We start from the raw sequence: 25,274 nt of genomic DNA, 5'->3' as shown, positions 1-25,274 counted from the left end.
CTCTACATATGAAAATAATCATCAAAAGCGCCAAAATTATCGACTCAAAAAGTCCGTTTCATAACCAGACTGTTGATCTTTTAATTGCAGATGGTTTAATAGAAAAAATAGGCGTTTCACTTCCAAATGACGATGCAGAAGAAGTACGATTCGATAATCTTCATGTTTCTCAAGGATGGTTTGACAGCAGTGTTTCGCTGGGCGAACCAGGTTACGAAGACAGGGAAACCATTGCAAACGGATTAAATGTTGCCGCAAAAAGCGGTTTTACGGCAATTGCGCTGCAGCCTAACTCCTTCCCTATTATCGACAATCAGTCTCAGGTAAATTTTGTAAAAAATAAAGCAAATGGATTTGCTACAGAAATTTTCCCAATTGGCGCTTTAACAAAAGCCAGTGAAGGAAAAGATATGGCAGAACTTTATGACATGAAAAAATCCGGAGCTGTAGCTTTTGGAGATTACAACAAAAGTATCGACAATGCTAATTTGCTGAAAATTGCCTTGCAATACGTACAGGATTTTGATGGTTTGGTTATTGCCTACTCGCAAGATCCAAATATAAAAGGAAATGGTGTTGTCAACGAAGGAATCGTTTCGACAAGATTAGGTTTAAAAGGAATTCCGAATTTAGCAGAAGAATTACAAATTTCAAGAAACTTGTTTTTACTGGAATATACTGGCGGAAAACTTCATATTACAACTATTTCTACAGCAAAATCAGTTCAGTTAATTAGAGAAGCTAAAGCAAAAGGTTTAAACGTAACCGCGAGTGCATCTGTACATCATTTGGTTTTAACCGATGAAAAACTAGACGGTTTTGATACTCGTTTTAAAGTGACTCCGCCGTTACGAACTGAAGTTGACAGACAGGCTTTGCTAAACGGAATCGCTGATGGAACAATCGACATGATTACGTCTGACCATAACCCAATTGATATTGAATTCAAAAAAATGGAATTTGATACCGCTAAAAACGGAACTATTGGTTTAGAAAGTGCTTTTAGTGCCTTATTAACGGTTTTACCTTTAGAAACCGTGGTTGCAAAACTAACTTCGGGAAAAGCTGTTTTTGGTTTGGAAAGCAACATAATCGAAGAAGGCGCAAAAGCTAATTTCACCTTCTTTACACCAGAAGGAAAATCGACTTTTACAAAAGAAAATATTCTTTCAAAATCTAAAAATTCTGCTTTCTTAGGAACTGAGGTTAAAGGTTCTGTGTACGGAATTTTAAATCAAAATCAACTTGTTACAAAATAATATAATGAAGAATACAATCGAAGAAGGAAAATCAATCGCCATTACCAGTTACATTTTAATTATTGGTGTTTTGATTGCCATGTCTATGAATTCTGAAAATAAAAATAGTTTTGCGTCTTTTCATATTCGTCAGGCTTTAGGTTTATCGCTCACTTTTATTTCTTTTGGGGCTATTATCAGCAATTTCGACAGCTTTTTTATCACTTTCCCAATGTGGATTTGTATTTCAATTCTGTGGACTTATGGTATTTTTAGCGCTATTCAAGGGCAGGCAAGACCAATTCCTTTAGTTGGCGGACTTTTTCAAAAATGGTTTAAATCTATTGGTTAATTTAAATTCCAATTTTTAAATTCCAAATTCCAAGAACTTTGTCAAAGTTTCAAACTTTGACAAAGTTAAAGACTGAGACTGAGAACTAACAATTCACAACTTACAATTAACAATTAAAAATGAATCTATCTTTAGAATATAAAATACAAGAACCAAAAGTAATTTTAGATAAAAATCCATTATTGCTTTTATTACACGGATACGGCAGCAACGAAGCCGATTTATTTTCGTTTGCTACAGAACTTCCGGATAATTATTATATCATTTCGGCTCGAGCGCCTTATGATTTACAATACGGAGCTTACGCTTGGTACGCTATCAATTTTGATGCAGATCAGAATAAATTTTCAGATAATGAGCAAGCTAAAACTTCAAGAGACACAATCGCTGCTTTTATAGACGAATTAGTAGCCAATTACCCTATTGATGCTAATAATGTAACTTTAGTCGGTTTTAGTCAGGGTTCTATTTTGAGTTATGCTGCTGCACTTTCCTATCCTGAAAAAATTCAGAGAGTTGTGGCGATGAGCGGTTATTTTAATGAAGAAATTATCAAAGAAGGTTTTGAGAAAAACGACTTTAAAAACCTAAAAATATTCGCTTCACACGGAACTGTAGATCAGGTTATCCCGATTGAATGGGCTAGAAAAACACCTGCAATTTTAGAAAAATTAAATATTCCGCTTACTTACAAAGAGTATCCTGTTGGTCACGGTGTTGCACCGCAGAATTTCTTTGATTTTAAGAATTGGCTTGCTTTGTAAGTTTACAGTATTCAGTATTCAGTCGCAGTTTTCAGTTTTCAGTTTTCAGTTTTGATCTGTAAATTACAACTTAAAAAACTTTGTCAAAGTTTGAAACTTTGACAAAGTTCTAAACTGTAAACGGCAACTAAATACTGTAAACTGAGACTGAATACTAAATTATTCCCCTGTATAAATAATCTTCCCGGCTTTTTTTAGCACATATCCTTTCCACGGAATTAACTGGTAGTCGTCTTTATTCCAAGAATCCCCTTCGGATTTTCTTTCTAAAATGATGGATTCTTTTTGCGTGTCCAGAAAAAGTTCTGCTTTATTGCCGTCAAAAATCACATAAGCTGCTGTAGTATATGTTTTTCCATCTTCGGCATGGTTTAACCTTGTACCTTCAAAAATTCGGATACATTCTTTTTTTAATGTAGACCAGATATAACCGGCAGAGGCTTTACATCCGTGCGCATCAGCATCTCCTCCTACTACAACTTCTTTTTTTGGCTCTTTTGTTGCTGCATTTTCCTGAGAAACTTTTTTCCCGCAAGAAAAGGCCGAAGCCACGATAATTGTGAACAAAAACATCTTTTTCATAATCCTGAATTTTTAATATTAGACAAAAAAAATAGGATTATAAAATCCTATTTTTGATATAACCAAGTTTGATTTACTTCAAAAGTAATATTATCATCGTTATCAACAAAATATTTTAACAAGACTTCTCCCCATAATTCACCATTACTGTAATCTGCAATGATCCATCTATGATTTAAAAGTTTTACTTTATTGATGATAAATTTATTTGGACCTATTTGATCTTGTCCTGTATAAGGATTTCCTTTTGGGCTTGCATTGAAGTCTAATAATTTCTCTGTTACAACCGGAATTAGTTTTTCAAATAAAATTACTTTTCCTCCAGAAGCGCTGTTGTCAAAATAATTTTGTGCATTTTCATTGTGTTCTAAAGAAAAATAATCTGCTTCGGCTAATTTAGTTGTTACTAAATTGATACTGTCTCTTAGCTTTTTTGTTGTTTTCTCGTATCTTTCTTCACCAAATTTTACTTCACGGCTGTAAAACATATAAGTAAAAACATTCATTAATATCGCAAGGATAAAAAGGTAAAGCATTAAGGATTTTTTCATTTCTTTGTTATAATTAAATTGTAATTTCTAAGTTGTCATAGGCCAGAAAAACATTTTCCGGAAGTTGTTTCTGTACTTCTTCGTGAAAACCCAAAACGTGGCTGATGTGCGTTAAATAAGCTTTTTCCGGTTTTACCAGATTGATAAAATCCAGCGCTTCCTGCAGGTTAAAATGTGTATCGTGCGGTTCAACGCGCAATGCGTTTACCACTAATACTTTTAAGCCTTTAAGTTTATCAATTTCTTTTTGTTCGATTGTTTTTACATCGGTTAAATAGGCAAAATCTTCAATTCTATATCCAAAAACCTGCAAATCACCGTGCATGGCATTTATTGGAACTGCCATTTTATCGCCAACAGCAAATGATTCATCGTTTTTTACTTCGATTGTTTTTACGCTCGGCGCTCCCGGATATTTGTTTACGGTTTCGAAAACATAATCAAAACGGCGTCTTAAGTTATCGAGAACGCGTTTGTGCCCGTAAATTGGAATTTCTCCCTGACGGAAGTTAAACGGACGTATATCATCTAAACCTGCAGTATGGTCTGCGTGTTCATGAGTAAATAAAATAGCGTCGAGTTTACGGCATCCGCAGGAAAGCATTTGCTGTCTAAAATCAGGACCGCAATCGATTACAAATGAGTGCTCGTCCCACGTGATCCAAATGGATACACGGAGCCTTTTATCCTTAACATCAGTGCTTTTACAAACGGGATGATCGATTCCGATAATCGGAATGCCTTGAGAAGTACCAGTACCTAAAAAATAGACCTTCAATTGAACTTAATTTTTTTACAAAAATAGGATTATTTCTCTTTCATTAGAAGCCTAATTTACTAACTTTGTAACAAATCTATTTAAAATAAAATGGGTACAGAAATAAAACTCAAAGGTGACAAGGTCATCGAACAGATTCCTTCTATAAAAGACAAAGCGTTACGCATTAATTTAAACGAGAATATTTACGGAACATTTGCTGAAATTGGTGCTGGACAAGAGACTGTTAGGCATTTTTTTAGATCCGGAGGTTCTTCAGGAACTATTGCAAAAGCGATGTCAGCTTACGATAAAGATTTTAGTGACGCTGTTTACGGGATTGAAAGTGACGGAAGATACGTGACCGAAAACCGACTAAAAAAAATGCTTACGTTTGAAGGGGAATTGATCGAGGAACGATTAAGCAGAGAAAAACACCCAAATAAACTTTTCTTCAGCTACGCTAATACGGTAGCAACAATAGATTTTGCCAAACAATTTAAAGGACACGGCTGGGTTGGAATTCGATACCAGATTGAACCAGACGAAGCTTACAACGAAATTATTCTTCACATTCGTTTTAAGGAAACCGATGCCAGATTACAACAAGAAACACTAGGAATTTTAGGTGTAAACTTAATTTACGGTGCTTTCTACAAATATAATGACCCAAAACGTTTACTGCGTTATTTATACGATCACTTAGACAAGGATCAATTAGAGATCGATACGATTAACTTTTCGGGACCTCGTTTTGCTGATGTAGACAATCGTTTGATGAGTTTACAGTTGGTTAAAAACGGAATGACGGATGCCGTAATGTTTAACCCTGAAGGGAAAAACATTTTACCGGCTGCCATTTTATACAAAAAGAACCTTTTGGCTTTAAGAGGAAGTTTCCGCCCTGTTACGAAAGTAAATATGGACATGTACGAGAAATCGCTGAAAATGTTCCTTGAAGAAAACAAAGTTGATAAAGACAATACATTAGTTGTTTTTGAAATTACACTTTCGAATTTACGTTCTGATGGTGAAATCGACGAACGCGACTTTATGGACAGAGCCGAATTACTTTGTTCGCTTGGCCAGACGGTTATGATTTCGAATTTCCAGGAATATTATAAAGTGGTTGAATATTTCGCTAATTATACCAAAGCCCGTATGGGATTGGCAATGGGTGTAAACAACCTTGTTGATATTTTTGATGAGAAATATTACCGTCATTTAAGCGGTGGAATTTTGGAAGCATTTGGTAAATTATTCTACCGAGACATGAAAGTTTTCCTTTACCCAATGCTGGACGAAAATGGTGTATTGATGAACTCAACAAACTTAAAAGTTCATCCAAGAATGAAAGAGCTTTACAAGTTCTTTAAATTTAACGGAAAAGTGGTCGATGTTACCGATTACGATCCGCATAACTTGGAGGTTTTCTCTCGCGAGGTTTTAAAAATGATCAACCAAGGCAAAAAAGGCTGGGAACCAATGCTTCCGCCGGGTATTGCAGAAATTATAAAAGAGCACCACCTTTTTGGATATCATCCGCAGAAAGAACTGGAGCAGAATACTTAAAAAAAAGTCCCTTTGTTGGGACTTTTTTTTGTTTCAGGTTTCTGGTTTCAGGTTTTGAACTGAGCGAAATTTAACCGCAAAGCACGCTAAGCTTTTTTGATATACTGGTTTTTATAAAAATGCAAAGCTCGCAAAGCTTTGTGTTGATTAAGCTTTGAGAACTTTGTGTTTTTAAAAACCTTGCTTAGTAAAAAAATCTTAGCGTGCTTTGCGGTAAAATTATGTTCAAAGTAAAAATAGGGCTTCGACTTTGCTCAGCCTGACAACGTGAAACTTGAAACAAGAAACTACTTCAAAATCTGCGAAGCATGTTCTTTTGTTTTTACTTTTTCGATTACTTCTTCGATGATTCCTTTTTCGTCGATTACAAAAGTGGTTCTATGGATTCCGTCGTATTCTTTTCCCATGAATTTCTTTGGTCCCCAAACGCCAAATGCATTGATAACCGATTTATCTTCATCTGCCAATAATGGAAAAGGGAATTCGTATTTGTCTTTGAATTTTAACTGTGCTTTTTGACTGTCGGCGCTTACACCCAAGAGTTCGTAGTTATTGGCTTTAAATCGTTCAAAATTATCTCTTAAGTCGCAGGCTTCTGCTGTACATCCCGGCGTACTTGCTTTTGGATAAAAGAATACTACTAGTTTTTTTCCGGCGTAATCTGCCAGTTTATGTGATTTTCCGTCTTGGTCTACTCCTGAAAAGTTTGGCGCTTTATCACCGGCTTTTAATGTTGTCATATATTTTTTGATTTTAGATTTTAGATGCAAGATAATAGATAATAGATGTTAGACTTTAGATTTTAGATTTTAGATTGACTTGGTCTAACTTTAAAATAATTCATAATTCATAATTCATAATTCATAATTCATAATTCATAATTAACAATTAATAATTATTCTGCCCCAGATTGCAGTGGAAACCCCGGAGTTGGAACGGCTTGCATTTTTTGCATTAAGAAAGCGACCAGCGGAAGCTTTATTAAGGCTTAAAAATGCTGCTGTTACAACGAGGAGTTGAAACGGAAAGCTGGATTAGGCACATCATAAAAATTATGCTATTTTTACGGGATTAAAATTACGGAAATGAATAAAGAAGCCCGAGTACAATTTGTTATAAATACGTTAAAAGAACTCTACCCTACTATACCTGTACCGCTTGACCATAAAGATCCTTATACTCTGTTAATTGCTGTTTTGCTTTCGGCGCAATGTACTGATGTTCGTGTGAACCAAATTACGCCTTTGTTGTTTGCAAAAGCGGATAATCCGTATGATATGGTGAAGATGTCTATTGAGGAAATTAAGGAAATTATTCGTCCGTGTGGTTTGTCGCCAATGAAATCTAAGGGAATTCATGGTTTGTCTGAAATTTTGATCGCCAAACATAACGGACAAGTTCCGCAGAGTTTTGAAGCACTAGAAGAGTTACCGGCTGTTGGCCATAAAACGGCGAGTGTGGTAATGTCTCAGGCTTTTGGAGTTCCGGCTTTTCCGGTTGATACTCATATTCATAGATTGATGTACCGATGGAATCTTTCGAATGGAAAAAACGTAGCGCAGACTGAAAAGGATGCTAAACGATTATTTCCGAGGGATTTGTGGAACGACCTGCATTTGCAGATTATTTGGTACGGACGTGAATATTCGCCTGCCCGCGGATGGAGTCTTGAAAAGGATATTATTACAAGGACTGTTGGAAAAAAATCGGTTATAGAAGAAGCTGCTAAAAAATAAGTTTAGCAGCTTCTTTTTTTATTTACATACTGCTTTTTAGGGCGTTGTATTCATTTGTCATATCGAGCGATCTATATACTCCTAAAAGTATTTTTGTAGCATCGGTATTTTTGGGTTCGATAGTCAATACTTTTTTAAGATACGGTATTGCACTGCGGGTAATATCGTCTTTTCTGGCATTTAATTTATCGTATTTTTTCATTTCTGCCGGCGAAGTTCCTAAAGATGCTATTTCTTCTGACAGGTCTTTTTTCAATTGTAATTTTAAATAGGCCATATTGATATAAGCATCAACATAATTAGGATTGAGCTCTAAAACATAATTGTAAATAACTTCGGCTTTTGAGTAGTCTTTTTTCTCTAAATAGGCATAAGCTAAATTATTGTTTACTTCTACTTTTTTAGATTGAACGGTTTCTGTTCTCGGTTTTTCGTAAAGTCCTTGCTGAATGGCAGATTCTCTGGCTTTTGTTGAAACGAAAGCATCTTCTTCTTTTGTCTTTTTGTTTGTCGCATAAAACAAAACTCCTTTTCCTGAGAAATTGATCTTTTTTAAGAGTTCGTAATATTTAATTGCCGAGTCGTAATCTTTGGCATTTATAGAAGATGAGGCGGCGTTGTATAAGTTTAAGGTGTCTTTTTTATCGAACAAATACACTTTATAACTTTTCTCTGCACTTTCTTTAAAATTACCGGCTTTAAAATCTGACATCGCACCGTTTACAAGACTGGATTTCATGTCTTTAAGCGCAGCATTTGCTTTAACAGTGAATTTGAATTTTCCTGATTCGTTTTCATACAAAAATACGTCCTGATACGCTTGTGATGCCAACGTGAAATTATTGGCTGCGTCGATATTTTTTACAGCCAAATCTTTTAAAACATTCCCTTTTAGGAAATAATAATCTGATTTTTCTTCATCAGAGGCGTTAAGAATAAGATATTCTGTTTTGTTTAAAATTGCCAAAGCTTCCTGGCTTTTTCCTTTATCATACAAAGAAAGGGCTTCTTTGATTTGTTCTTTTTGGGCAAATGCGCCTATACTCATCAATAAAAAACATGATAGTATTCTAATGTTCTCTTTCATTTGGGGTTAAGTTTTGGTGGTTAGCTGATTCTTTTGGTATTCCTGAGGCATAGCAAAAAAGACAACACAGGTTACTTTTTACTACTTGCATAATATTTTCTGGTCCAAATATTTATGCTAAAAATCAAATGGGGCAAACTTAACTAAATAAAGCAGGGTAGTTTTTCTTCATAAATTATCTGGTTTTAGTTTATAAGTATTTAATTATTAATTTATTATCGTTATTTATCCCTAAAAAAGTCAATCTTCTTACAATATGAAAAATACTCCTTTAAAGCATTTTTAGTAAACAAAAATTTACTTTTTAACTAAAATAAAATTAAATATTAAATAAACATACAAAATTGAGTCAAAATATTAAATTTTAACAAAACACAGAAAAAGCAGCATAAAAACCTTATAAAATTTTATAATGCAGATTTATTTTTTTAATCATTAAAGTGCAATATATCAAAATACGTTTCCCGTGGTTGAAACCACGGGCTGTGTTTAAAATAAAAAAAACTCACTACTTGTATTTTCATACAAATAGTGAGCTTTTAACCAAAACGACCATTTGGTTTTTCTTTCGAAATAAACATCCGGCTAAAGCGGCGGGCTGTTTAATTAGCTATAATTTCAAAACTTTTATCTTCAATTTTCACAACTTTTAAAGCTTGTGAGTAACTTAGTAAAAAAGAAACTACTTCTTTTTTAGGTTTTAAATCTTTCGAAGCTAATGCTTTTTTTGAGTAAATTTTCGCCATACTATGCAAATGTTTTATATTAGTATAACGGGCTAATTTTCAAAATAGTATTAGTTGGTCAAAATAATTTGATGTTTGTCGATAATTTTTCTCAAATTCATCAACGCATAACGCATTCTTCCTAATGCGGTATTAATACTTACGTCAGTTAATTCTGATATTTCTTTAAAACTCATGTCCTGGTACATTCTCATTACCAAAACTTCTTTTTGATCTTCAGGAAGTTCTTCAATAAGTTTTTTCAAATCTACCTCAACCTGATCTACAATCATTCTGCTTTCGATGTTTAACGAATCGTCAGACATGATCGAGAAGATTGAAAACTCTTCGGTTTCTCTGTACATTGGCATTTTTTTGGTTTTGCGAAAGTGATCCACAATTAAGTTGTGTGAAATACGCATTACCCACGGAAGAAATTTACCTTCTTCGTTATAGGAATTACTTTTTAAAGTTTTGATTACTTTAATAAAAGTGTCTTGAAAAATATCATTTGAAATATCTCTATCAGCAATCTTAGAATATATAAAACCATATATTTTAGATTCGTGCCTTTTAATTAATGTTTCCAGAGCAGATTCGCTGCCCTCAACATAATTTTTTACTAATAAAGCGTCTGGAATATGCAGATCAGCCATAATACTATTTTTTAGTTTTAATAATTTGGAGTAATTTTTCTAAAAAGTAGTTTTATTTAATAGGCGTCTCTAGTTTTGAGTTATGTTAATATTGTGACCAAATTTAACAAATTATTATTTTAAAAAGCAAACAAATGCAATAATAATTAACATTAAATCGTTAAGTTTTTTACTGCAAAGTTTCTTTTTGGTAAAAATCGTTAAAAAAATGCGATTTTTAAGTATTGTTTCTGCGATTAAAAAACAGTCGTAAATAACTTACAATTAACGTTTTAAGCTATTTACAACTGCTTTCGCTCTTTGTTTTTTAACTGCTTTAGTTTTATTGGTAAACTCTTACATAATCTACATAATATTTTTGTGGAAAAACAGAATCATCTACTTCTGGTCCTCCAAAATTACCTCCAATTGCTAAATTTACAATAATATAAAATGGCTTATCGAAAGGCCAGGTATCTTCATTTTTAACTTCAGGGTTGAAAGTATAGACTAAAGTTGTATCGACAAAAAAATCGATTTTATCTTTATTCCATTCAATTGCGTATACGTGATATCCTTGTTCAATATTTAGAAATTCTGTTCGTTTTGTATTTATGGTATTTCCGTGGCTGTCTTGTGTATGCAGGGTTGTATACACCATGTGAGGATCTCTTCCGATATATTCTAAAATATCAATTTCGCCTGTTTTTGGCCATTTTACTTCATCAATATTAGCGCCCAGCATCCAGAAAGCCGGCCATAAACCGTGGCCAATTGGCAGTTTTGCTCTGGCTTCTATTCGGCCGTATTTAAACTCTTTTTTGCCTTTTGTGGTAATCTTTGTCGAAGTGTATTTGTTTCCTTCTTTTCTGGCTTCGATTATTAGGTTTCCGTCTTTAATTTCGTGGTTTGTTTTGGTATAAATTTGTCGTTCGTTATTACCGTAACCACAAAGATTAGGACAGCCGTCGCCAAGTTCGAAATTCCAGTCTTTTTCGTTTATACTTTTTTTGCTGAAATTTTCTTCCCAGACTAATTTTCTTTTTGTTTCCTGTGCATACGAAAAACTGCAGACTAACAATAGTAAAACTATTTTATTCATATTCTGTTTTTAAGATTACAAAATTAAGAAGGCCAGCCGAAACTGACCTTCTCTAATTACTAATTAATTAACTTAAACTCTATTGATATACTTTTACATAGTCAATCTCCAGGGTAGATTGTGTGAAAGAACTATCAATATTACCGCCAAAGTTACCTCCCATTGCTACATTTAAAATCAGGAAAAAATCGCTGTTAAAAGGTAATGTAGCATCGTTTGGCACTGTATGTATTAAGGTATCGTCTACATATATTGCTACAGATGCAGGACTCCAGATTGTTTTATAGATATGAAATTCTGTCGAAACATTAGGAATTGTTTTTGAGCCTGAATTGGCATTTCCGCCCGAATGTCCAGGGTAATGCAGTGTTCCATGAATCAGGTTCTGACTGTTTCCAACGTGTTCCATTATGTCAATTTCTCCGCAGGCAGGCCATGTTTTTGTTGCATAGTTTTGGCCCAGCATCCAAATTGCCGGCCAGGTACCGCCGCCAATTGGTAATTTTGCACGAACCTCAACTTTTCCATACGTAAATTTGAATTTAGCATCGGTTTTTATTCTTGCAGAAGAATAATCTGCTCCTCCAGAAGCTTCTTTTTTGGCTGTAATTTTTAAAAATCCTCCCTGAACGATAATGTTAGAAGCTGAATTGGTATAATTTTGTTTTTCGTTATTTCCCCATCCATTATCTCCTCTTCCTAAATCATAAGACCATTTTGCGGCATCTGGCGCTCCATCAACATTAAAATCGTCTGACCAGATTAAGTTTGTATAATCTGTCGTTGGATTTTGATTTGGAGGAGTTGTAGTAAAGGTATGATACCAGGCTAATGCCGGATTTCCGCCCATTACTGCTCTAACAACCATACGGTTAGCTGTAAGTGATAGAATCTCGTAAGAACTTTGACCAATGTAGTAGCCCATAAATCCGTTGTCAGAGAAGTTCATTGTAGTTCCTCTAGTCTGCTCTGCATGTTTAGGATTGCCCATGATAACTGATTCTGATGGACTTAACGAAACATTTTTCACAGCACCTGTATTATAAGCCAGACACATATCTTCAGATAATGTTGCTCCTGCAACGCTTCCAAAATCTTTGTTGAAGAAAGTTGCGCCTCCATTATCTAATTTGAATTTAAGCTGATCTCCGTCAACAGAGAAAGTCAATACGTTATCGTATAAACAGCTGCTGTTTGGCGACGCTGCTTTTTCAAATGCTCCTGCGCTGTAATAATTAGGGAAATAGTTTTTGGTCGCATCGCCATCGTTTTGACCTACACCAAGATGACCTGGCTCTGATGCTGCCCAATACCATTTTTTAGAAGTTCCTCCCGAAAGTAATTGTACAGCTTCGTCATCGCTGAAATCACTTTGCACCTCAACATCAACCGTTATATTGGTTGCTGATCCTCCTTTTCCTGAAGCTACTACCGCTACAGTATAAGTGTTTACTCCGGTTTTAGTAAATCTTTTAGAGATTTTTCCGTTTGGAGCGTTATCAGAACTTCCGTCGCTGTAAACGTATTTAAACGAAATAGCATTATCCGCAGTTGCTGCAAATTTTACTATACCAGATCCGTCTCCATAAGGAGCATCGGCTGTTTTACCTACAATTTCGTAAGTTACCTTTAGATTTGTTGGTGTATTTATTGATCCGAATGTAAAATCATCTTTCTGACAACCCGTCATCAAGAGAATCGTAAATAGGGATACTATCTTTATAATTAATTTCTTGCTCATGATTTCTTGTTTTAATTGGATTGTTTTATATCATCAAAATAATATGTTTCTCCTGCTCCTGTAGTTCCAAAGTCCGGAAACAAAATTACTCTGTCGTATTTAATAGTACTGCCAAAAGCCGGTACACTTGTAAGGTCGAATGTTAAAACTTCCCATGCATTTGCCACCGTTGTTTTAGCCTGTACCTCTACATTTACACTTGGATTTCCGTTTCCGTCTTTAGGCGAAGTCGAAAGTTCCATTTTGTATAATATAACCGCTCCGGCTTTTGGAGACCAGACTGCCACTTTTACTTTGGTTCCTTTTGTGGCATCAAATGGGTTTTCAAGGTTTAAACTTGCTCCTCCCCAGGTTTCTGCTCCGGTTTTTTTATCTACTTTAACTACTTTATTAGAAACATTTAATCCTGTTTTATTAGGGTTTGTTACTACAGCAGCATCTACGTTTCCAAATCCGCCCCAAGCATAAGTTAAGCTTGTAGACTCAAAATCAATTGGTAAAGATATTGATTCGCCGGCTGCTTTATAGAAGTAAATATTGTCTACATATATAGTTCCTCCAGCGTTTGGTTTTGCAACAAGTTTTAACTGGAATATATTATTTACGGTTAATCCCTGACTTGTAAATGCCGAAATTGGAATATCAATACTTGTCCATTGATTGGCTGTAAGGTCTTTTGTTACAGCTCTTTCGTCTGGTCCCGGTTTAATTAAAGAGGTTTCTAATTTCTCTAAATCTGCCGTCCAAACATCCATGTGTAAGTATTCCATACCCGAAACATCAATTGTTACATTGTCTGCCAATGCAATTCCCTGATAGCTTAGTTTGATATAGTTAAGCATTTTATCTCCATTCAGGTCAAATTCAGCAAAAGTTCCTGATTGTCCCCAATTTGGGTTAAAGTTAGTTCCTGCTACATCTGTATATTTAGAACTGTAAATAGAAATTACATCTCCCGCTTGTCTGCTTGGCGGCGCTGGTGCCGATGTTGTTGGGTTCAATACTAATTTCGCCGTAATTTGCGCTGTATATTCAGTTGTTTTAACCGCTGCACTTTTAGCCACTACTCTAATGGTGTAAACTCCTGCCTCTTTATAAGTATAAGAAGCCGTTTCTCCATTATTAGCCGAAACCGGATCTGGTTTTCCTGTTTCTCCAAAATAAACATCATAGAAAAGGGCAAAATCAGCAGTTGCTTTAATATTTACCTTTTTAGAAACAGATAAATCGTTTGTAACTTCCACTACCAAATTTTCCGGAGCTCTAAAAGAAACTATTACTTCTTTCTCAACTTCGGTTGTTTTTCCGTTCAATCCAACTGCAATAATTTTAGATTTATAAACTCCTTCTTTATAAACGTGAGAAACCGTTGCTCCCACTGCTATATAATCTGATTCCGGACTTCCGTCTCCAAAATTAATTTTATACTGTGTTGCTCCTTCGCCTTTTGGCAAAAAGGTCACTTTTCCGGTATTGTCTTGTGTAACGGTTGCTAAAGCCGAAATATTTGCTGGAACAGGAATTCCGTCCAAATCAATATCCAAGTCATCGTTTGCACAGCCTATCAAAATGGCTAAAACGAAAAGATTTATAATAAAATGTATTTTTTTCATGATCGATGTTTTTTAATATCCAGGATTTTGTTTCCAGTTTCCGTTTGCAAACTGAATTTCTTCAATAGGAAGTGGAAATAATTCGTTTTTATCTGCTTTAAAGCCAGGTATTTTTGCAGCCGCCTGTCCAGTTCTTACTAAGTCGAAGAAACGATGTCCTTCGCCAAAAAGCTCTAATCTTCTTTCGGTTAAAATATTATCTGTTAAAGCAGCTCCCGAAGTCGTAACATCATGATTGTCATCGCCAAAAGCACGTTTTCTAACCAAATTAAGGTATGTTCTTGCTTTTGCGTCATCGATTCCTCCTTTATTATAAGCTTCTGCCGCCATTAACAACACATCGGCATAACGTATTGCTCTGTAATTGTTTGGATTTGTTAGGTTCAAATCTCCTGCAGCATCTTTGCTTCTTTTTCTTGGTAAATATTTTCTATTGAAGAAACCTGTATCTTCATTTCCTTTTCCAAAAGTTACTCCTTTTCCGTTATCATAAGATGCATTTGCCGCAGCAAAAGCCGCGATATCAAGAATTGCTACATCTTTACGTTTATCACCGCTTTGAAATGCATTTGCAGACTCAGCAGTTGGAATATTAAAACTAAAACCTGAAGAAAATAAAGGGCCTGAAAAATTACGTACACCGCTAAAACCAACAGCAACGTTTCCTTCGCTGCATTGCAGACATCCAAATCCTGCTCCTTCTATATCTGTATACTGAACTTCAAAAACAGATTCCGAACCGTTTTCTCCAGCCGCTTCAAAAATGGAATTATAATCTGTTACTAAAGAATATTTTCCAGAGGTAATGACAGCATCTAAAACAGTGGCTGCCTGAGCGTATTTCTTTTCAAACAAATAAGCTTTTCCTAATAATGCCTGAGCAGCGCCTTTAGTAATACGTCCTTGCTGTGCCGCATTTGGAGATAAATTAGCCGATGCAAAAATCAAATCGGCTTCAATAGATGCGTATACTTCCTGAACTGATGAACGAGGGATTATTTTTTCGTCTCCAATTTTAAATCTCGCATCTCCTTTCATTGGGATTCCTCCAAACCATTTAACTAATTCAAATTGATAGTACGCTCTTAAAAAACGTGCTTCTGCAATGATTTGGTTTTTCCCCGGGAAATCGGTTTTATCCTTAAACTCCAAGATATAATTTGCTCTTTGCACTCCAGCAAACATCCAATTCCAGATGTCTCTTAAATTGCTGTTTGTGGGTGTATGGATCATATCGTCGATTTGCTGAAAACCAATAACGTCTGTTGGGCTTTCTCCTCCGCAAAGTGTATTATCTGAAGCAATTTCTCCTAATAAAACATTTACATAAGTAGATTGAAGTAAATCGTAAGCTGCGATTAATGCGTTGTCATATTCTTCTTTAGAATTAAAATAATTCTCAGAGTCAATAGAATATTCAGGTTTTGGATCTACAAACTCATCCGAACATGAAGTTAGTGCGGTCGAGAACAAAACCAGTGTTATAGTGGAAATAATTAAATACTTTTTCATTTTAATTGAAATTAAAAATTAATGTTTAAGCCCAATAAATAAGTTCTTGGGATTGGATAGAAACCGTAATCGATTCCTCCTCCAATTGGAGCTCCGTTTGAAGCGCCCGGATCAAAACCTTTGTATTTTGTAAATGTGTAAAGGTTATTTACTCCTGCATAAAGTCTTAATTTAGAAACTCCTGCTTTTTGAGATATAGCCGGATTAAGTGTGTAACCAAGCTGTACATTTTGGATTCTTAAGTACGAAGCATCTTCAACAAAATAATCTGAGAAAACATTGTTTGATGTTGCTCCTGTTGTTACTCTTGGCGTAGAATTGCTTGTACCCGGTCCTGTCCATCTGTCTAAAACATAATTGATACGATTGGCATCAGAAAGTGTTCTTTCGTAGTTACGTACCATATCGTTTCCTACTGAAGCAAATGTATATACTGCGAAATCTAGTGCTTTATAATTTAATTGTAAATTGAAACCCATAGTAGCATCTGGAATTGGATCTCCAATATTGGTTTTGTCTTTGGTATCGATTACACCATCGCCGTTTAAATCAACATAGCGAATATCTCCTGGTGCTGCAGCTGCTCCTAACGCTACCTGAGATGGATGTGCATCTATTTCTGCCTGATTTTGGAAAATACCGTCTGTTTTATATCCGTAGAAATATCCCATTGGCTTACCAATTTCCATTCTTGAAGGCGCCGGTTGTCCTACACCAAAAGCACCGCCTTCGATAAAGCCTGTTCCGTTGTTTACTTCGGTTACTTTATTTTTAAGGAAAGTTACGTTGTAGCCTACGCTGAAAGTAAAGGCATCTGAAAATTTATCTTTATAGTCTATTGCAAATTCAAAACCTGAATTTTTAACTGTTCCTGCATTTAAAGTTGGGGCACTAGAACCTGGCGCACCAGTACCGTTAATACCTGAAACCGGAATATTCGGGATCAATAAATCTTTTCTGGTATCCACAAAATAATCGGCTACAACAAATATTTTATCGTTTAATATTTTAAAGTCCAAACCAACATCAAACTTCTGCGCTTCTTCCCATTTCAAATCAGGATTTGGCACTTGTCCGTTTGCAGTTCCGTTAACTAAAGTTCCGTTAAAAACATAAGTTGCTTCACCATTTAATAATCCTAAATAACCAAAATTCGGAATCTGGTCATTTCCTAAAGTTCCGTAACTCGCTCTAAGTTTTAAGAAATTAATAAATTTAGGCTGCCCAAAGAAACTTTCGTCAGACACTACCCATCCTGCAGTTAAAGAAGGGAAATAACCTACTTTATGGCCCGGACCAAACTTTGTAGAAGCATCACGTCTTATTAATGCAGAAAATAAATATCTCCCTTTAAAATCGTATTGAGCTCTTGCAAAATAAGAAAGTCTTCTTTGATCGTAAACATAAGAACTATTTGTAAGTGTTTCTGATGTTCCTTTTGTTAAAGAGATATCCGCATTTTCCCAAGTATTATTTGGTACATCAAAACCTGTAGCAGTAAGACCATTACCCCATTCTTTAAAAATTGTTGTTCCTAAAGTTCCGGTAATATTATGAGCATCTGCAATTTTAGTATTGTAGGTTGCAAAAAGGTCAAACGAATAATTATTGTCGTTTACAGTTCCTTGCGTAACAGAACTTCTTTGTACGTCAAAAACTTTTCCGCCATAACTAATCAGCTTGTTAAATGTTTTTGATTCGCTGTTTGATGTATTAAAACCTATAGATGATGATAAGGTAAATCCTTTAAAGATTTTATAATCTAAACCAAAATTTCCATTTAGTTTCTTGTAATTATAGTCGTTGTATGTATTAGCAATTTGTGCCAATGGGTTAATAATCTCGTTTCCTAAACCTGTTGTGCTTGGTACCAAAGTAAATTCTCCATTTGCATCGTAAGGGCTTAATGTTGCCGGAACGTTTAAGGCATTAAAAAGAACCGAACCAAGACCGTTTTCGTTTAATGTGTTTCTGGTAAAATAAGTATAAATTACATTGGTTTTCAATTTGATTTTATCACTTAAATCAGCACCAAGAGCAATTCTGGCAGTGTTTCTTAAAAATCCTGATTTATCTCCGCCTACAATTCCTTCCTGATCTAAGTGCGAACCACTTATAGAATACGTAATTTTATCAGATCCTCCGGAAATTGTCAAATCATTATTGATTATAGGAGCAGTTTGAAAAACTTCATCCTGCCAGTTGGTTCCTTTACCAAGTGCACTTACATTAGGGTAAGGCAGTGGTTTACCACTATTTGCATAGCTTTCATTTAAAAGCATTGCATATTCTGTTGCGTTTAAAGTAGGCAGTTTTCTTGAAGTCTGCTGATAACCTGTATAACTATTAAAAGAAACTCGGGTTTTAGAGTTCTTTTTTCCTGTTTTAGTTGTTACCAATATAATACCATTTGCTCCAAGTACTCCATAGATAGCGGCCTGAGAATCTTTTAAAACCGTAATAGTTTCTATATCGTTAGGATTCAAAAGTCCTAAATCTCCAACATATCCGTCAATAATCGTTGCTGGTTTATTTTCACCATTTGTGGCTATACCACGTATACGAATATCAAGCGGTGCACCCGGCGCTCCGGATTGTGTTGTTACGTTAACTCCCGAAATAGTTCCTTGTAATGCCTGTTCGATTCTTGCTGGTTTCAAGATATCCAGTGTTTTACTGTCTAAAACGGCTACAGCTCCTGTAACTTCTCTTTTCTTTTGGCTTCCGTAACCAATAACCACGACTTCTTCTAATGATTTAGCATCGTCGCTCATTTTTACAGTCATTTTAGTTCCAGTTACAGCAACTTCTTGTGTTCTGTAACCTATATAACTGAAAACAATTGGAGTTCCTTTTGGAACATCGGTTAGTTTAAAAGATCCGTCAAAATCGGTGGTTGTACTCTTAGACGAATTTTTAACTTTTACATTTACACCTGGCAATGATAAACCAGAAGCATCTAATACTGTTCCTGATACATCTAAGTTCTGCGAAAACGCAAAAGATGTAAACAGTAATAGTACCGTTAGTAATAATTTAGATTTCATAATTAGTTAGTTTTTATTGAAAGCTAAATTTATCTGTTCCGTTTATCAAAACGTTAAAATTAACCTCAACAAAAAACATACATCATAAAAAAACCAATGCTAAAATCAAAATATCATAAAATAGAGTGCCGTATTACTATAATTCATGAATGTTAATTTCCTTAACATTTACCTCGCAATTTCCCAACAAAACCATAATGTTGTGGTAATGTATAGTTTTTTTGAGCCAATTTTTGAACTACTATACAGCCAGAATATATTCAACTAAACCGATTTCGTGCTCTAATTCCATTTTTTTACGCAAACGGTATCGTTTTATCTCCACACTTCGAACCGAAATATTAAACATAGGCGCGATTTCCTTTGAAGACAAATTCAATCGAAGATAAGCGCAAAGTCTAAGATCATTAGGCGTTAAAGCCGGATGCATTTGTTTTATTCTTTTTAGGAAATCTTTATCGGCGCTGTCAAAAGCTTCTTTAAAAACCTTCCAGGAATCTTCTTCGGTAATATTTTTATTAATTGTGCTAATTACAGATTTGATGTTTAAACTGTCCGTTTGGGCCGTTTTTTTCAAATCATCCTTGATAAAGGCCAGCAATTCGTTTTTACTGTTCAAACTCATCGTCGAAACTGCCAATTCACGATTTTTATTATCCACGTCCTGCGAAAGCTGTTCGTTTCGAAGTTTCATTAACTGTTGTTCGTTTTCAAGCTCTTTAATTTCTAATAAAAGGTTATTCTCCTCAATTAGTTTTTCTTTTTGCTTTTGATAATAATTTCGATACGCCTTATTGATAAAATAAGCCATCGTAAGAATTAAAAGGAAATAAATAAAATACGCCAGATTGGTTAAATACCACGGTTTTAAAACAACAAATGTATACGAAGCTGCATTTTGTAAAATAGTATTAGCATATTTGGCCCTGACTCTAAAAGTATATTTTCCCGGTGGAAGATTTTTAAAGTTCACCGTTGCTTTTGTACTCCATTCGCTCCATTCGTTCTGAAAGCCTTCTAATAGATACTGATATTCAGAATTAATATATTTATTGTATTCCGGAACAGTATAATTGAGCGTAATGTTGTTTTCTGTCGATTTAAAACTTCCTTCGTTCCAGATTCCGACATTTTTAAACGTTTCATTTTGTTTGTTTATGGTAATATCGGTAATAAAAACATTGTAATTCTTAAACGTTAAATCGTCGATATTAAGCGTATAATATCCGTCTGTAGTTCCTATTAAATAGGTCGATTTAGAAATTTGAGTAATATTTTCATATCCTAACATCGAATTGGTTAACGACGACGGAATCGGGATTATATTTTCCTTTAATTGATTGCTCAATTTACTGGCTGAGAAATAATGAATGTAATTTTTAGAGAAAAGCCAAATTTTGCTTGAATTATCAACGATTAATTTACCCGAAGTATATTCGTCTTTCTCAAAAATTGAACTCAGCAGATTGTCTTTCTCAAATTGTTTTGTTTTGTTATTCAGCTTAAAAATACCGCCTTTAAAAGCGTAATAAATAGAATTATTGAATTTAGTTAAACTGGCATATTTTCCTTTATCAGGATATTTATAAGCATAAAAACCCTGGGTTTTAAGCAGTGAATGATCTAGTTTTAATCGAAATATACCTTTGTATTCATGGCTGACATAGACATCGAGATTGTCTCCAATTTCAAAATAACGGGACGAATAATCAAATCCCTGAATTTTATTTTTAAAAACCCATTGATTGTTTATTTTTTCTAAAACCGAAATACCATAATAATTTCCCTGAAGCAATTGGTTCTTATTATTCGGAACAGCTTCAAATTTCCAGGTTCCCGAAGCCGAAAATATGTTTTTGGCGGTATCATTTACCACAACAAAAGTCCCCGAATCGTGTGCGCAGAAAAGCGTATTATCGTATACAAACAAAGACCAAACCTGCCCTTTTGTTCCGTTTATAAATTTAAATTCCTGATTACTTTGATTCGCTTTACAAAACAATCCCTGATTAGTTCCTATATACAGCATTCCGTTATAAATCGCCGATGCGTAAACCGTTCCCAAAACTCCGGAATCATCAGTAAAACTATGTACTGGCGACTGCATATTTACACAGTTAATTCCGTTATCGAGACCTGTCCATAGGTTTTGGTCTTTATCCTCAAAAAGAGACAAGGCTGTGTTATTGCTCAATCCTTTGCTTTGTGTAAGATGATATTTCAGTTTTCCTTTATCGGATAAAATAAAAATTCCGTTCGAAACTGTTCCCAATGCAAAACTTCCGTCCTGCAGACGCTGACTGCTGTAAACAAAACTCGATTTTAATTCGGCATCCACATCAGTAGAAACTGGCGTTAATACATTCCCTGCTAATTTGTAAATTCCGTCTAACTGCGTTGGAATCAGCAATCCTTCATCTGTAGTAAAAACATTGGCAATCGTAAATTTTTTAAGAGTAGTATGATCTGATACTAATTTGGCTTTACCGCTTTCAATTTCAAAAAGTCCTTCTTTTAAAGTCTGAAAATAAATCGCATTTTTTGTCGCAAACGACTTTACAACACCATTTTGAGGCGCAATTATTTTAAACTGTTTCGTTTTTGTATCATAAATATAAATTCGGTTTAGGGACTGAAACAAAATCCATTGATCGTATTTTAGAATATTCCAAAATTGCTCATCGTCTAAAATCTTATTTTTTATCGTATCGCTCAGCGAAGAATATTTCAATTTTCCGTCTGGTTGTCTGGTCCAGTAACCAAAATTCATATAACTGCCCGTGTAGACTTTGTTCCCAATTACTTTTACAGATCGAATAATAGTTTCGTTTGGCCCCGGATACAACTGCCAGCTGGTTCCGTTATATTCCAGAAGTCCATCGTTATTGGCGAAATACAAATAATTATTAGCGTCCTGCGAAATCATCCAGCTTTGATTTCCGGCACCATATACAGAAGGCGAATATTTTACAATTGGCGGAAATTCCTGCGAGAACAACAGGAAATTCGTTAAAAACAACAGGATAGAAAGTTTAGTTTTCAAAATTTGGTCAGGATATTAAAATAGTACTAAAACAGTCCTAAAATAGAATATTTTATAGTTGAAACAATACTTTTTTTAGTAAAAAAAGATTTCGCGGAATTACGACAAATTTTAACATAGCCCGTGGTTTCAACCACGAGGAACAATTTCAGGGCATTATTATATTTCAATCACGGGAAGCCAATTGCGATCATACATTGCGTCCCAGCGGTTGAAACCGCTGGCAATGTTTTAAATAGATGGTGTTTTATTTTATCGCTTTGTTATTGAATATCAAAAAATCGACATGGTAATTCTGTTAAGATTTGGAACAATCTCCTTAACAAAACTCTGTTCAAAATTGATTACTTTTGTAAAAATTGACTTTTTTTATGCAAATTGATCTTTCTACACTCGACCCGAAGCAAAATATTATAATAAAAGGCGCACAAGTACATAATTTAAAAAATGTAGATGTGGCTATTCCGCGAAACAAACTTGTAGTCATTACAGGACTTTCAGGATCAGGAAAATCAAGTTTGGCTTTTGACACTTTATATGCCGAAGGACAACGTCGTTATGTTGAAAGTTTATCTTCATACGCACGCCAGTTTTTGGGTCGTTTAGACAAACCAAAAGTTGAATATATAAAAGGAATTGCGCCTGCCATAGCAATTGAGCAAAAAGTAAACACGACCAATGCCCGATCAACCGTAGGAACTTCAACAGAAATCTACGATTATATAAAACTTTTATTCGCCAGAATTGGAAGAACTTATTCTCCTATTTCGGGACAGGAAGTCAAAAAAAATACAGTAACCGATGTTGTTTCTGATGTAAAAACACTTGAGATTGACAGCAGATGGCTGCTTCTTGCTCCTATTCATTTAGAGCAGGGACGTCAGCTTGAAGACAAACTTAAAGTGCTTTTGCAGCAAGGTTTTGCCCGTATTTTAGTCGATAACGAAATGATTCGTTTAGATGAGTTTACACCGACAGAAATACATAAATTAGACAATAAAGACATCTTATTGATTATTGACCGTATTGTAGTTAAGGAAGAAGAAGAATTTTACAATCGTCTTTCTGATGCCGTACAAACTGCTTTTTTTGAAGGTAAAGGAATTTGTTACCTGCAGGAAGTCGGTTCAAATAAAAGATTTTCGTATTCTAATAATTTTGAATTAGACGGCATTACATTTTTAGAACCAAACGTTCATTTGTTTAGTTTTAATAATCCTTACGGAGCTTGTCCGGTTTGCGAAGGCTACGGAAACATTATCGGCATCGATGCTGATCTTGTGGTTCCAAATACCTCTTTATCGGTTTTTGAAAGTGCCATTTATCCTTGGCGCGGTGACAGCATGAGCTGGTACAAAGACGAATTGGTAAAACATGCCTACAAATTCGATTTCCCAATTCATAAACCTTATTTTGAACTTTCAGACGATCAAAAAGATTTGCTTTGGAAAGGAAATCAGTATTTTCAAGGTCTGAATGATTTCTTTAGAGAATTAGAAGAGAAAAATTATAAAATCCAAAATCGTGTAATGCTTTCGCGTTACCGCGGAAAAACTAAATGTCATGCTTGCCGCGGCAAACGCTTACGCGAAGAAGCTTCGTATGTAAAAATTGGCGGAAAAACGGTTTCAGACTTAGTTGATCTTCCTATTAAACATTTGGTTACTTTTTTCAAAAACCTTGAATTAAATCCATACGAACAGCAAATTGCAAAACGTTTGATGGTCGAAATCAACAATCGTTTGTCTTTTTTAACCGAAGTTGGTTTAGACTATTTAACCTTAAATAGAAACTCTTCTACTCTTTCGGGAGGAGAATCGCAGCGTATTAACCTGGCGACTTCTCTTGGAAGCAGTTTGGTTGGTTCGATGTACATTCTCGATGAACCAAGTATTGGTCTTCATCCAAAAGATTCAGAACGATTGATAAAAGTATTGCTTTCTCTTCGTGATTTAGGAAATACTGTAATTGTGGTAGAACACGACGAAGATATCATGAAAGCCGCCGATATGATTATCGATATTGGGCCGGAAGCAGGTACTTTTGGAGGAAATCTTGTGGCGCAGGGAACGTACCAGGAGATTTTAAAATCAGATTCTCTTACTTCTAAATATTTAAATGGTGATTTAGAGATTTCTGTTCCTAAGAAAAGGCGAAAATTCAAAAATCATATTGATATTATCGGCGCGCGAGAAAATAACCTTAAAAATATTAATGTTACTTTCCCTCTTGACATTTTAACGGTTGTAACCGGAGTTTCAGGAAGCGGAAAAAGTACTTTGATTAAGAAAATTTTATTTCCTGCCATGCAGAAAAAACTGGAAAATGCGGCCGAAAAAGCGGGGCAATTCAGTGAAATATCAGGATCTTTTTCTCAGATAAAACATATTGAATATGTAGATCAAAACCCTATTGGAAGAAGCTCGAGATCAAATCCTGTTACGTATATAAAAGCGTATGATGACATTCGTGATTTGTATGCAAAAGAAAAACTATCTAAAATAAGAGGTTATCAGGCCAAACATTTTTCTTTTAATGTTGATGGAGGGCGATGCGAAACTTGTAAAGGAGAAGGCTCTATAAACGTTGAAATGGTCTTTATGGCCGATGTTTCTCTTCCATGTGAAACTTGCGGCGGTAAACGATTTAAAAAAGAGATTCTGGAAGTAACTTTTGACGACCAGAACATCAACGATATTTTAACCATGACCATTGATGATGCCATTGCTTTCTTTGAAAAAAACAAGCAGTCTAAAATCACGCAGAAATTACAGCCTTTGCAAGATGTTGGTTTAGGATATGTTCAGTTAGGACAATCTTCTTCTACTCTTTCAGGTGGTGAAGCACAGCGTATTAAACTGGCTTCATTTTTAGTAAAAGGAGCAACAAAAGACAAAGCTTTATTTGTTTTTGATGAACCTACAACGGGTCTGCATTTTCATGACATTAAAAAACTATTAGCTTCATTCGATGCCTTAATCGAAAAAGGGCATTCGATAATTGTTATTGAGCATAATCTTGATTTAATAAAATGTGCGGACTGGATTATAGATCTGGGTCCGGAAGGCGGTGAAAATGGCGGACATTTATTAGCGGCCGGAACGCCTGAAGATATTGTGAAGGTTAAAGAATCGGTTACTGGGGTTTATTTAAAGGATAAGCTATAAGGTTCTGAGGTTCTAAGTTGCTGAGATGCTAAGGTTCTTTTTTTTTTAGA

19 protein-coding genes are annotated in these 25,274 nt (G+C 35.0%); 6 read left to right on the top strand and 13 right to left on the bottom strand.

Annotated features, from left to right (window positions below):
* Nucleotides 1–8: 8 nt before the first annotated feature.
* The 3 genes from AC1RRQ_RS02590 to AC1RRQ_RS02580 all read left to right on the top strand — a co-directional run bounded on the left by AC1RRQ_RS02590 (nt 9) and on the right by AC1RRQ_RS02580 (nt 2,354).
* Complete coding sequence (locus tag AC1RRQ_RS02590; protein ID WP_493021136.1) at nt 9–1,259, top strand: dihydroorotase; 1,251 nt, start codon at nt 9–11, stop codon at nt 1,257–1,259.
* Nucleotides 1,260–1,263: 4 nt separating this feature from the next.
* Nucleotides 1,264–1,590, top strand: a complete 327-nt coding sequence (locus AC1RRQ_RS02585; protein ID WP_493021134.1) for a hypothetical protein — start codon at nt 1,264–1,266, stop codon at nt 1,588–1,590.
* Nucleotides 1,591–1,709: 119 nt separating this feature from the next.
* Complete coding sequence (locus AC1RRQ_RS02580; protein WP_493021132.1) at nt 1,710–2,354, top strand: alpha/beta hydrolase; 645 nt, start codon at nt 1,710–1,712, stop codon at nt 2,352–2,354.
* 159 nt (nt 2,355–2,513) lie between these two features.
* Here the strand turns inward: AC1RRQ_RS02580 and AC1RRQ_RS02575 are convergent, their stop codons facing one another.
* Genes AC1RRQ_RS02575 through AC1RRQ_RS02565 form a run of 3 tightly spaced genes read right to left on the bottom strand, consistent with a single transcriptional unit; the run spans nt 2,514 to nt 4,265 of the window.
* On the bottom strand, nt 2,514–2,936 hold the full coding sequence (locus tag AC1RRQ_RS02575) for a hypothetical protein (RefSeq protein WP_493021130.1): 423 nt from the start codon (nt 2,934–2,936) through the stop codon (nt 2,514–2,516).
* A gap of 47 nt (nt 2,937–2,983) precedes the next feature.
* Nucleotides 2,984–3,487, bottom strand: a complete 504-nt coding sequence (locus tag AC1RRQ_RS02570; RefSeq protein WP_493021128.1) for a hypothetical protein — start codon at nt 3,485–3,487, stop codon at nt 2,984–2,986.
* 13 nt (nt 3,488–3,500) lie between these two features.
* Nucleotides 3,501–4,265 carry an MBL fold metallo-hydrolase gene (locus AC1RRQ_RS02565; protein WP_493021126.1) on the bottom strand — a complete coding sequence of 255 codons (765 nt, stop codon included), beginning with the start codon at nt 4,263–4,265 and terminating at the stop codon, nt 3,501–3,503.
* A gap of 90 nt (nt 4,266–4,355) precedes the next feature.
* Here AC1RRQ_RS02565 and AC1RRQ_RS02560 point away from each other — a divergent pair, with 90 nt between their 5' ends.
* The gene (locus AC1RRQ_RS02560; protein WP_493021124.1) at nt 4,356–5,816 is read left to right on the top strand and encodes a TonB-dependent receptor; all 1,461 of its coding nucleotides are present in this window, start codon (nt 4,356–4,358) and stop codon (nt 5,814–5,816) included.
* Nucleotides 5,817–6,103: 287 nt separating this feature from the next.
* Here the strand turns inward: AC1RRQ_RS02560 and bcp are convergent, their stop codons facing one another.
* Nucleotides 6,104–6,556, bottom strand: a complete 453-nt coding sequence (gene bcp / locus AC1RRQ_RS02555) for a thioredoxin-dependent thiol peroxidase (RefSeq protein WP_493021122.1) — start codon at nt 6,554–6,556, stop codon at nt 6,104–6,106.
* A gap of 345 nt (nt 6,557–6,901) precedes the next feature.
* On the opposite strand from bcp, the gene AC1RRQ_RS02550 reads away from it, so the two are divergent.
* Entirely contained in the window at nt 6,902–7,552 is a 651-nt protein-coding gene (locus AC1RRQ_RS02550) for an endonuclease III domain-containing protein (RefSeq protein ID WP_493021120.1), read from the top strand.
* Between the two features lie 22 nt (nt 7,553–7,574).
* On the opposite strand, the gene AC1RRQ_RS02545 is transcribed toward AC1RRQ_RS02550, so the two are convergent.
* The 9 genes from AC1RRQ_RS02545 to AC1RRQ_RS02505 form a co-directional block, all read right to left on the bottom strand.
* Nucleotides 7,575–8,639, bottom strand: coding sequence for a tetratricopeptide repeat protein (locus AC1RRQ_RS02545; RefSeq protein WP_493021118.1), 1,065 nt, complete (start codon nt 8,637–8,639; stop codon nt 7,575–7,577).
* 602 nt (nt 8,640–9,241) lie between these two features.
* Entirely contained in the window at nt 9,242–9,385 is a 144-nt protein-coding gene (locus tag AC1RRQ_RS02540) for a hypothetical protein (protein ID WP_165608771.1), read from the bottom strand.
* A 50-nt stretch (nt 9,386–9,435) separates the two neighbouring features.
* Nucleotides 9,436–10,020, bottom strand: coding sequence for an RNA polymerase sigma factor (locus AC1RRQ_RS02535; protein ID WP_493021116.1), 585 nt, complete (start codon nt 10,018–10,020; stop codon nt 9,436–9,438).
* A gap of 322 nt (nt 10,021–10,342) precedes the next feature.
* Nucleotides 10,343–11,101 (bottom strand): glycoside hydrolase family 16 protein, encoded by a 759-nt coding sequence (locus AC1RRQ_RS02530; RefSeq protein WP_493021114.1) that lies wholly within the window; start codon nt 11,099–11,101, stop codon nt 10,343–10,345.
* A gap of 79 nt (nt 11,102–11,180) precedes the next feature.
* The gene (locus tag AC1RRQ_RS02525; RefSeq protein WP_493021112.1) at nt 11,181–12,842 is read right to left on the bottom strand and encodes a glycoside hydrolase family 16 protein; all 1,662 of its coding nucleotides are present in this window, start codon (nt 12,840–12,842) and stop codon (nt 11,181–11,183) included.
* A gap of 11 nt (nt 12,843–12,853) precedes the next feature.
* On the bottom strand, nt 12,854–14,455 hold the full coding sequence (locus AC1RRQ_RS02520) for a PKD domain-containing protein (RefSeq protein ID WP_493021110.1): 1,602 nt from the start codon (nt 14,453–14,455) through the stop codon (nt 12,854–12,856).
* A 12-nt stretch (nt 14,456–14,467) separates the two neighbouring features.
* A complete protein-coding gene (locus tag AC1RRQ_RS02515) occupies nt 14,468–15,967 on the bottom strand; it encodes a RagB/SusD family nutrient uptake outer membrane protein (RefSeq protein ID WP_493021108.1) in 1,500 nt (499 codons plus the stop codon).
* 11 nt (nt 15,968–15,978) lie between these two features.
* Complete coding sequence (locus AC1RRQ_RS02510; protein WP_493021106.1) at nt 15,979–19,014, bottom strand: SusC/RagA family TonB-linked outer membrane protein; 3,036 nt, start codon at nt 19,012–19,014, stop codon at nt 15,979–15,981.
* Nucleotides 19,015–19,255: 241 nt separating this feature from the next.
* Nucleotides 19,256–22,057: a triple tyrosine motif-containing protein gene (locus AC1RRQ_RS02505; protein WP_493021104.1), complete on the bottom strand. Its 2,802-nt coding sequence runs from the start codon at nt 22,055–22,057 to the stop codon at nt 19,256–19,258.
* 371 nt (nt 22,058–22,428) lie between these two features.
* On the opposite strand from AC1RRQ_RS02505, the gene uvrA reads away from it, so the two are divergent.
* Nucleotides 22,429–25,224 carry an excinuclease ABC subunit UvrA gene (gene uvrA / locus AC1RRQ_RS02500; protein ID WP_493021102.1) on the top strand — a complete coding sequence of 932 codons (2,796 nt, stop codon included), beginning with the start codon at nt 22,429–22,431 and terminating at the stop codon, nt 25,222–25,224.
* The last annotated feature ends 50 nt before the right edge of the window (nt 25,225–25,274 follow it).

The organism is Flavobacterium sp. GW821-FHT12A05 (assembly GCF_058807735.1).
This window is presented reverse-complemented; position numbering and strand designations above follow the sequence as displayed.

Excerpts from the sequence above, each read along its gene's own strand:
- AC1RRQ_RS02525 (WP_493021112.1), bottom strand. The coding sequence starts at position 12,842 with ATGAGCAAGAAATTAATTATAAAGATAGTATCCCTATTTACGATTCTC.
- bcp (WP_493021122.1), bottom strand. The coding sequence starts at position 6,556 with ATGACAACATTAAAAGCCGGTGATAAAGCGCCAAACTTTTCAGGAGTA.
- AC1RRQ_RS02550 (WP_493021120.1), top strand. The coding sequence starts at position 6,902 with ATGAATAAAGAAGCCCGAGTACAATTTGTTATAAATACGTTAAAAGAA.
- AC1RRQ_RS02570 (WP_493021128.1), bottom strand. The coding sequence starts at position 3,487 with ATGAAAAAATCCTTAATGCTTTACCTTTTTATCCTTGCGATATTAATG.
- AC1RRQ_RS02590 (WP_493021136.1), top strand. The coding sequence starts at position 9 with ATGAAAATAATCATCAAAAGCGCCAAAATTATCGACTCAAAAAGTCCG.
- AC1RRQ_RS02580 (WP_493021132.1), top strand. The coding sequence starts at position 1,710 with ATGAATCTATCTTTAGAATATAAAATACAAGAACCAAAAGTAATTTTA.
- AC1RRQ_RS02535 (WP_493021116.1), bottom strand. The coding sequence starts at position 10,020 with ATGGCTGATCTGCATATTCCAGACGCTTTATTAGTAAAAAATTATGTT.
- AC1RRQ_RS02540 (WP_165608771.1), bottom strand. The coding sequence starts at position 9,385 with ATGGCGAAAATTTACTCAAAAAAAGCATTAGCTTCGAAAGATTTAAAA.
- AC1RRQ_RS02575 (WP_493021130.1), bottom strand. The coding sequence starts at position 2,936 with ATGAAAAAGATGTTTTTGTTCACAATTATCGTGGCTTCGGCCTTTTCT.
- AC1RRQ_RS02585 (WP_493021134.1), top strand. The coding sequence starts at position 1,264 with ATGAAGAATACAATCGAAGAAGGAAAATCAATCGCCATTACCAGTTAC.
- AC1RRQ_RS02530 (WP_493021114.1), bottom strand. The coding sequence starts at position 11,101 with ATGAATAAAATAGTTTTACTATTGTTAGTCTGCAGTTTTTCGTATGCA.
- AC1RRQ_RS02545 (WP_493021118.1), bottom strand. The coding sequence starts at position 8,639 with ATGAAAGAGAACATTAGAATACTATCATGTTTTTTATTGATGAGTATA.
- uvrA (WP_493021102.1), top strand. The coding sequence starts at position 22,429 with ATGCAAATTGATCTTTCTACACTCGACCCGAAGCAAAATATTATAATA.
- AC1RRQ_RS02560 (WP_493021124.1), top strand. The coding sequence starts at position 4,356 with ATGGGTACAGAAATAAAACTCAAAGGTGACAAGGTCATCGAACAGATT.
- AC1RRQ_RS02520 (WP_493021110.1), bottom strand. The coding sequence starts at position 14,455 with ATGAAAAAAATACATTTTATTATAAATCTTTTCGTTTTAGCCATTTTG.
- AC1RRQ_RS02515 (WP_493021108.1), bottom strand. The coding sequence starts at position 15,967 with ATGAAAAAGTATTTAATTATTTCCACTATAACACTGGTTTTGTTCTCG.
- AC1RRQ_RS02510 (WP_493021106.1), bottom strand. The coding sequence starts at position 19,014 with ATGAAATCTAAATTATTACTAACGGTACTATTACTGTTTACATCTTTT.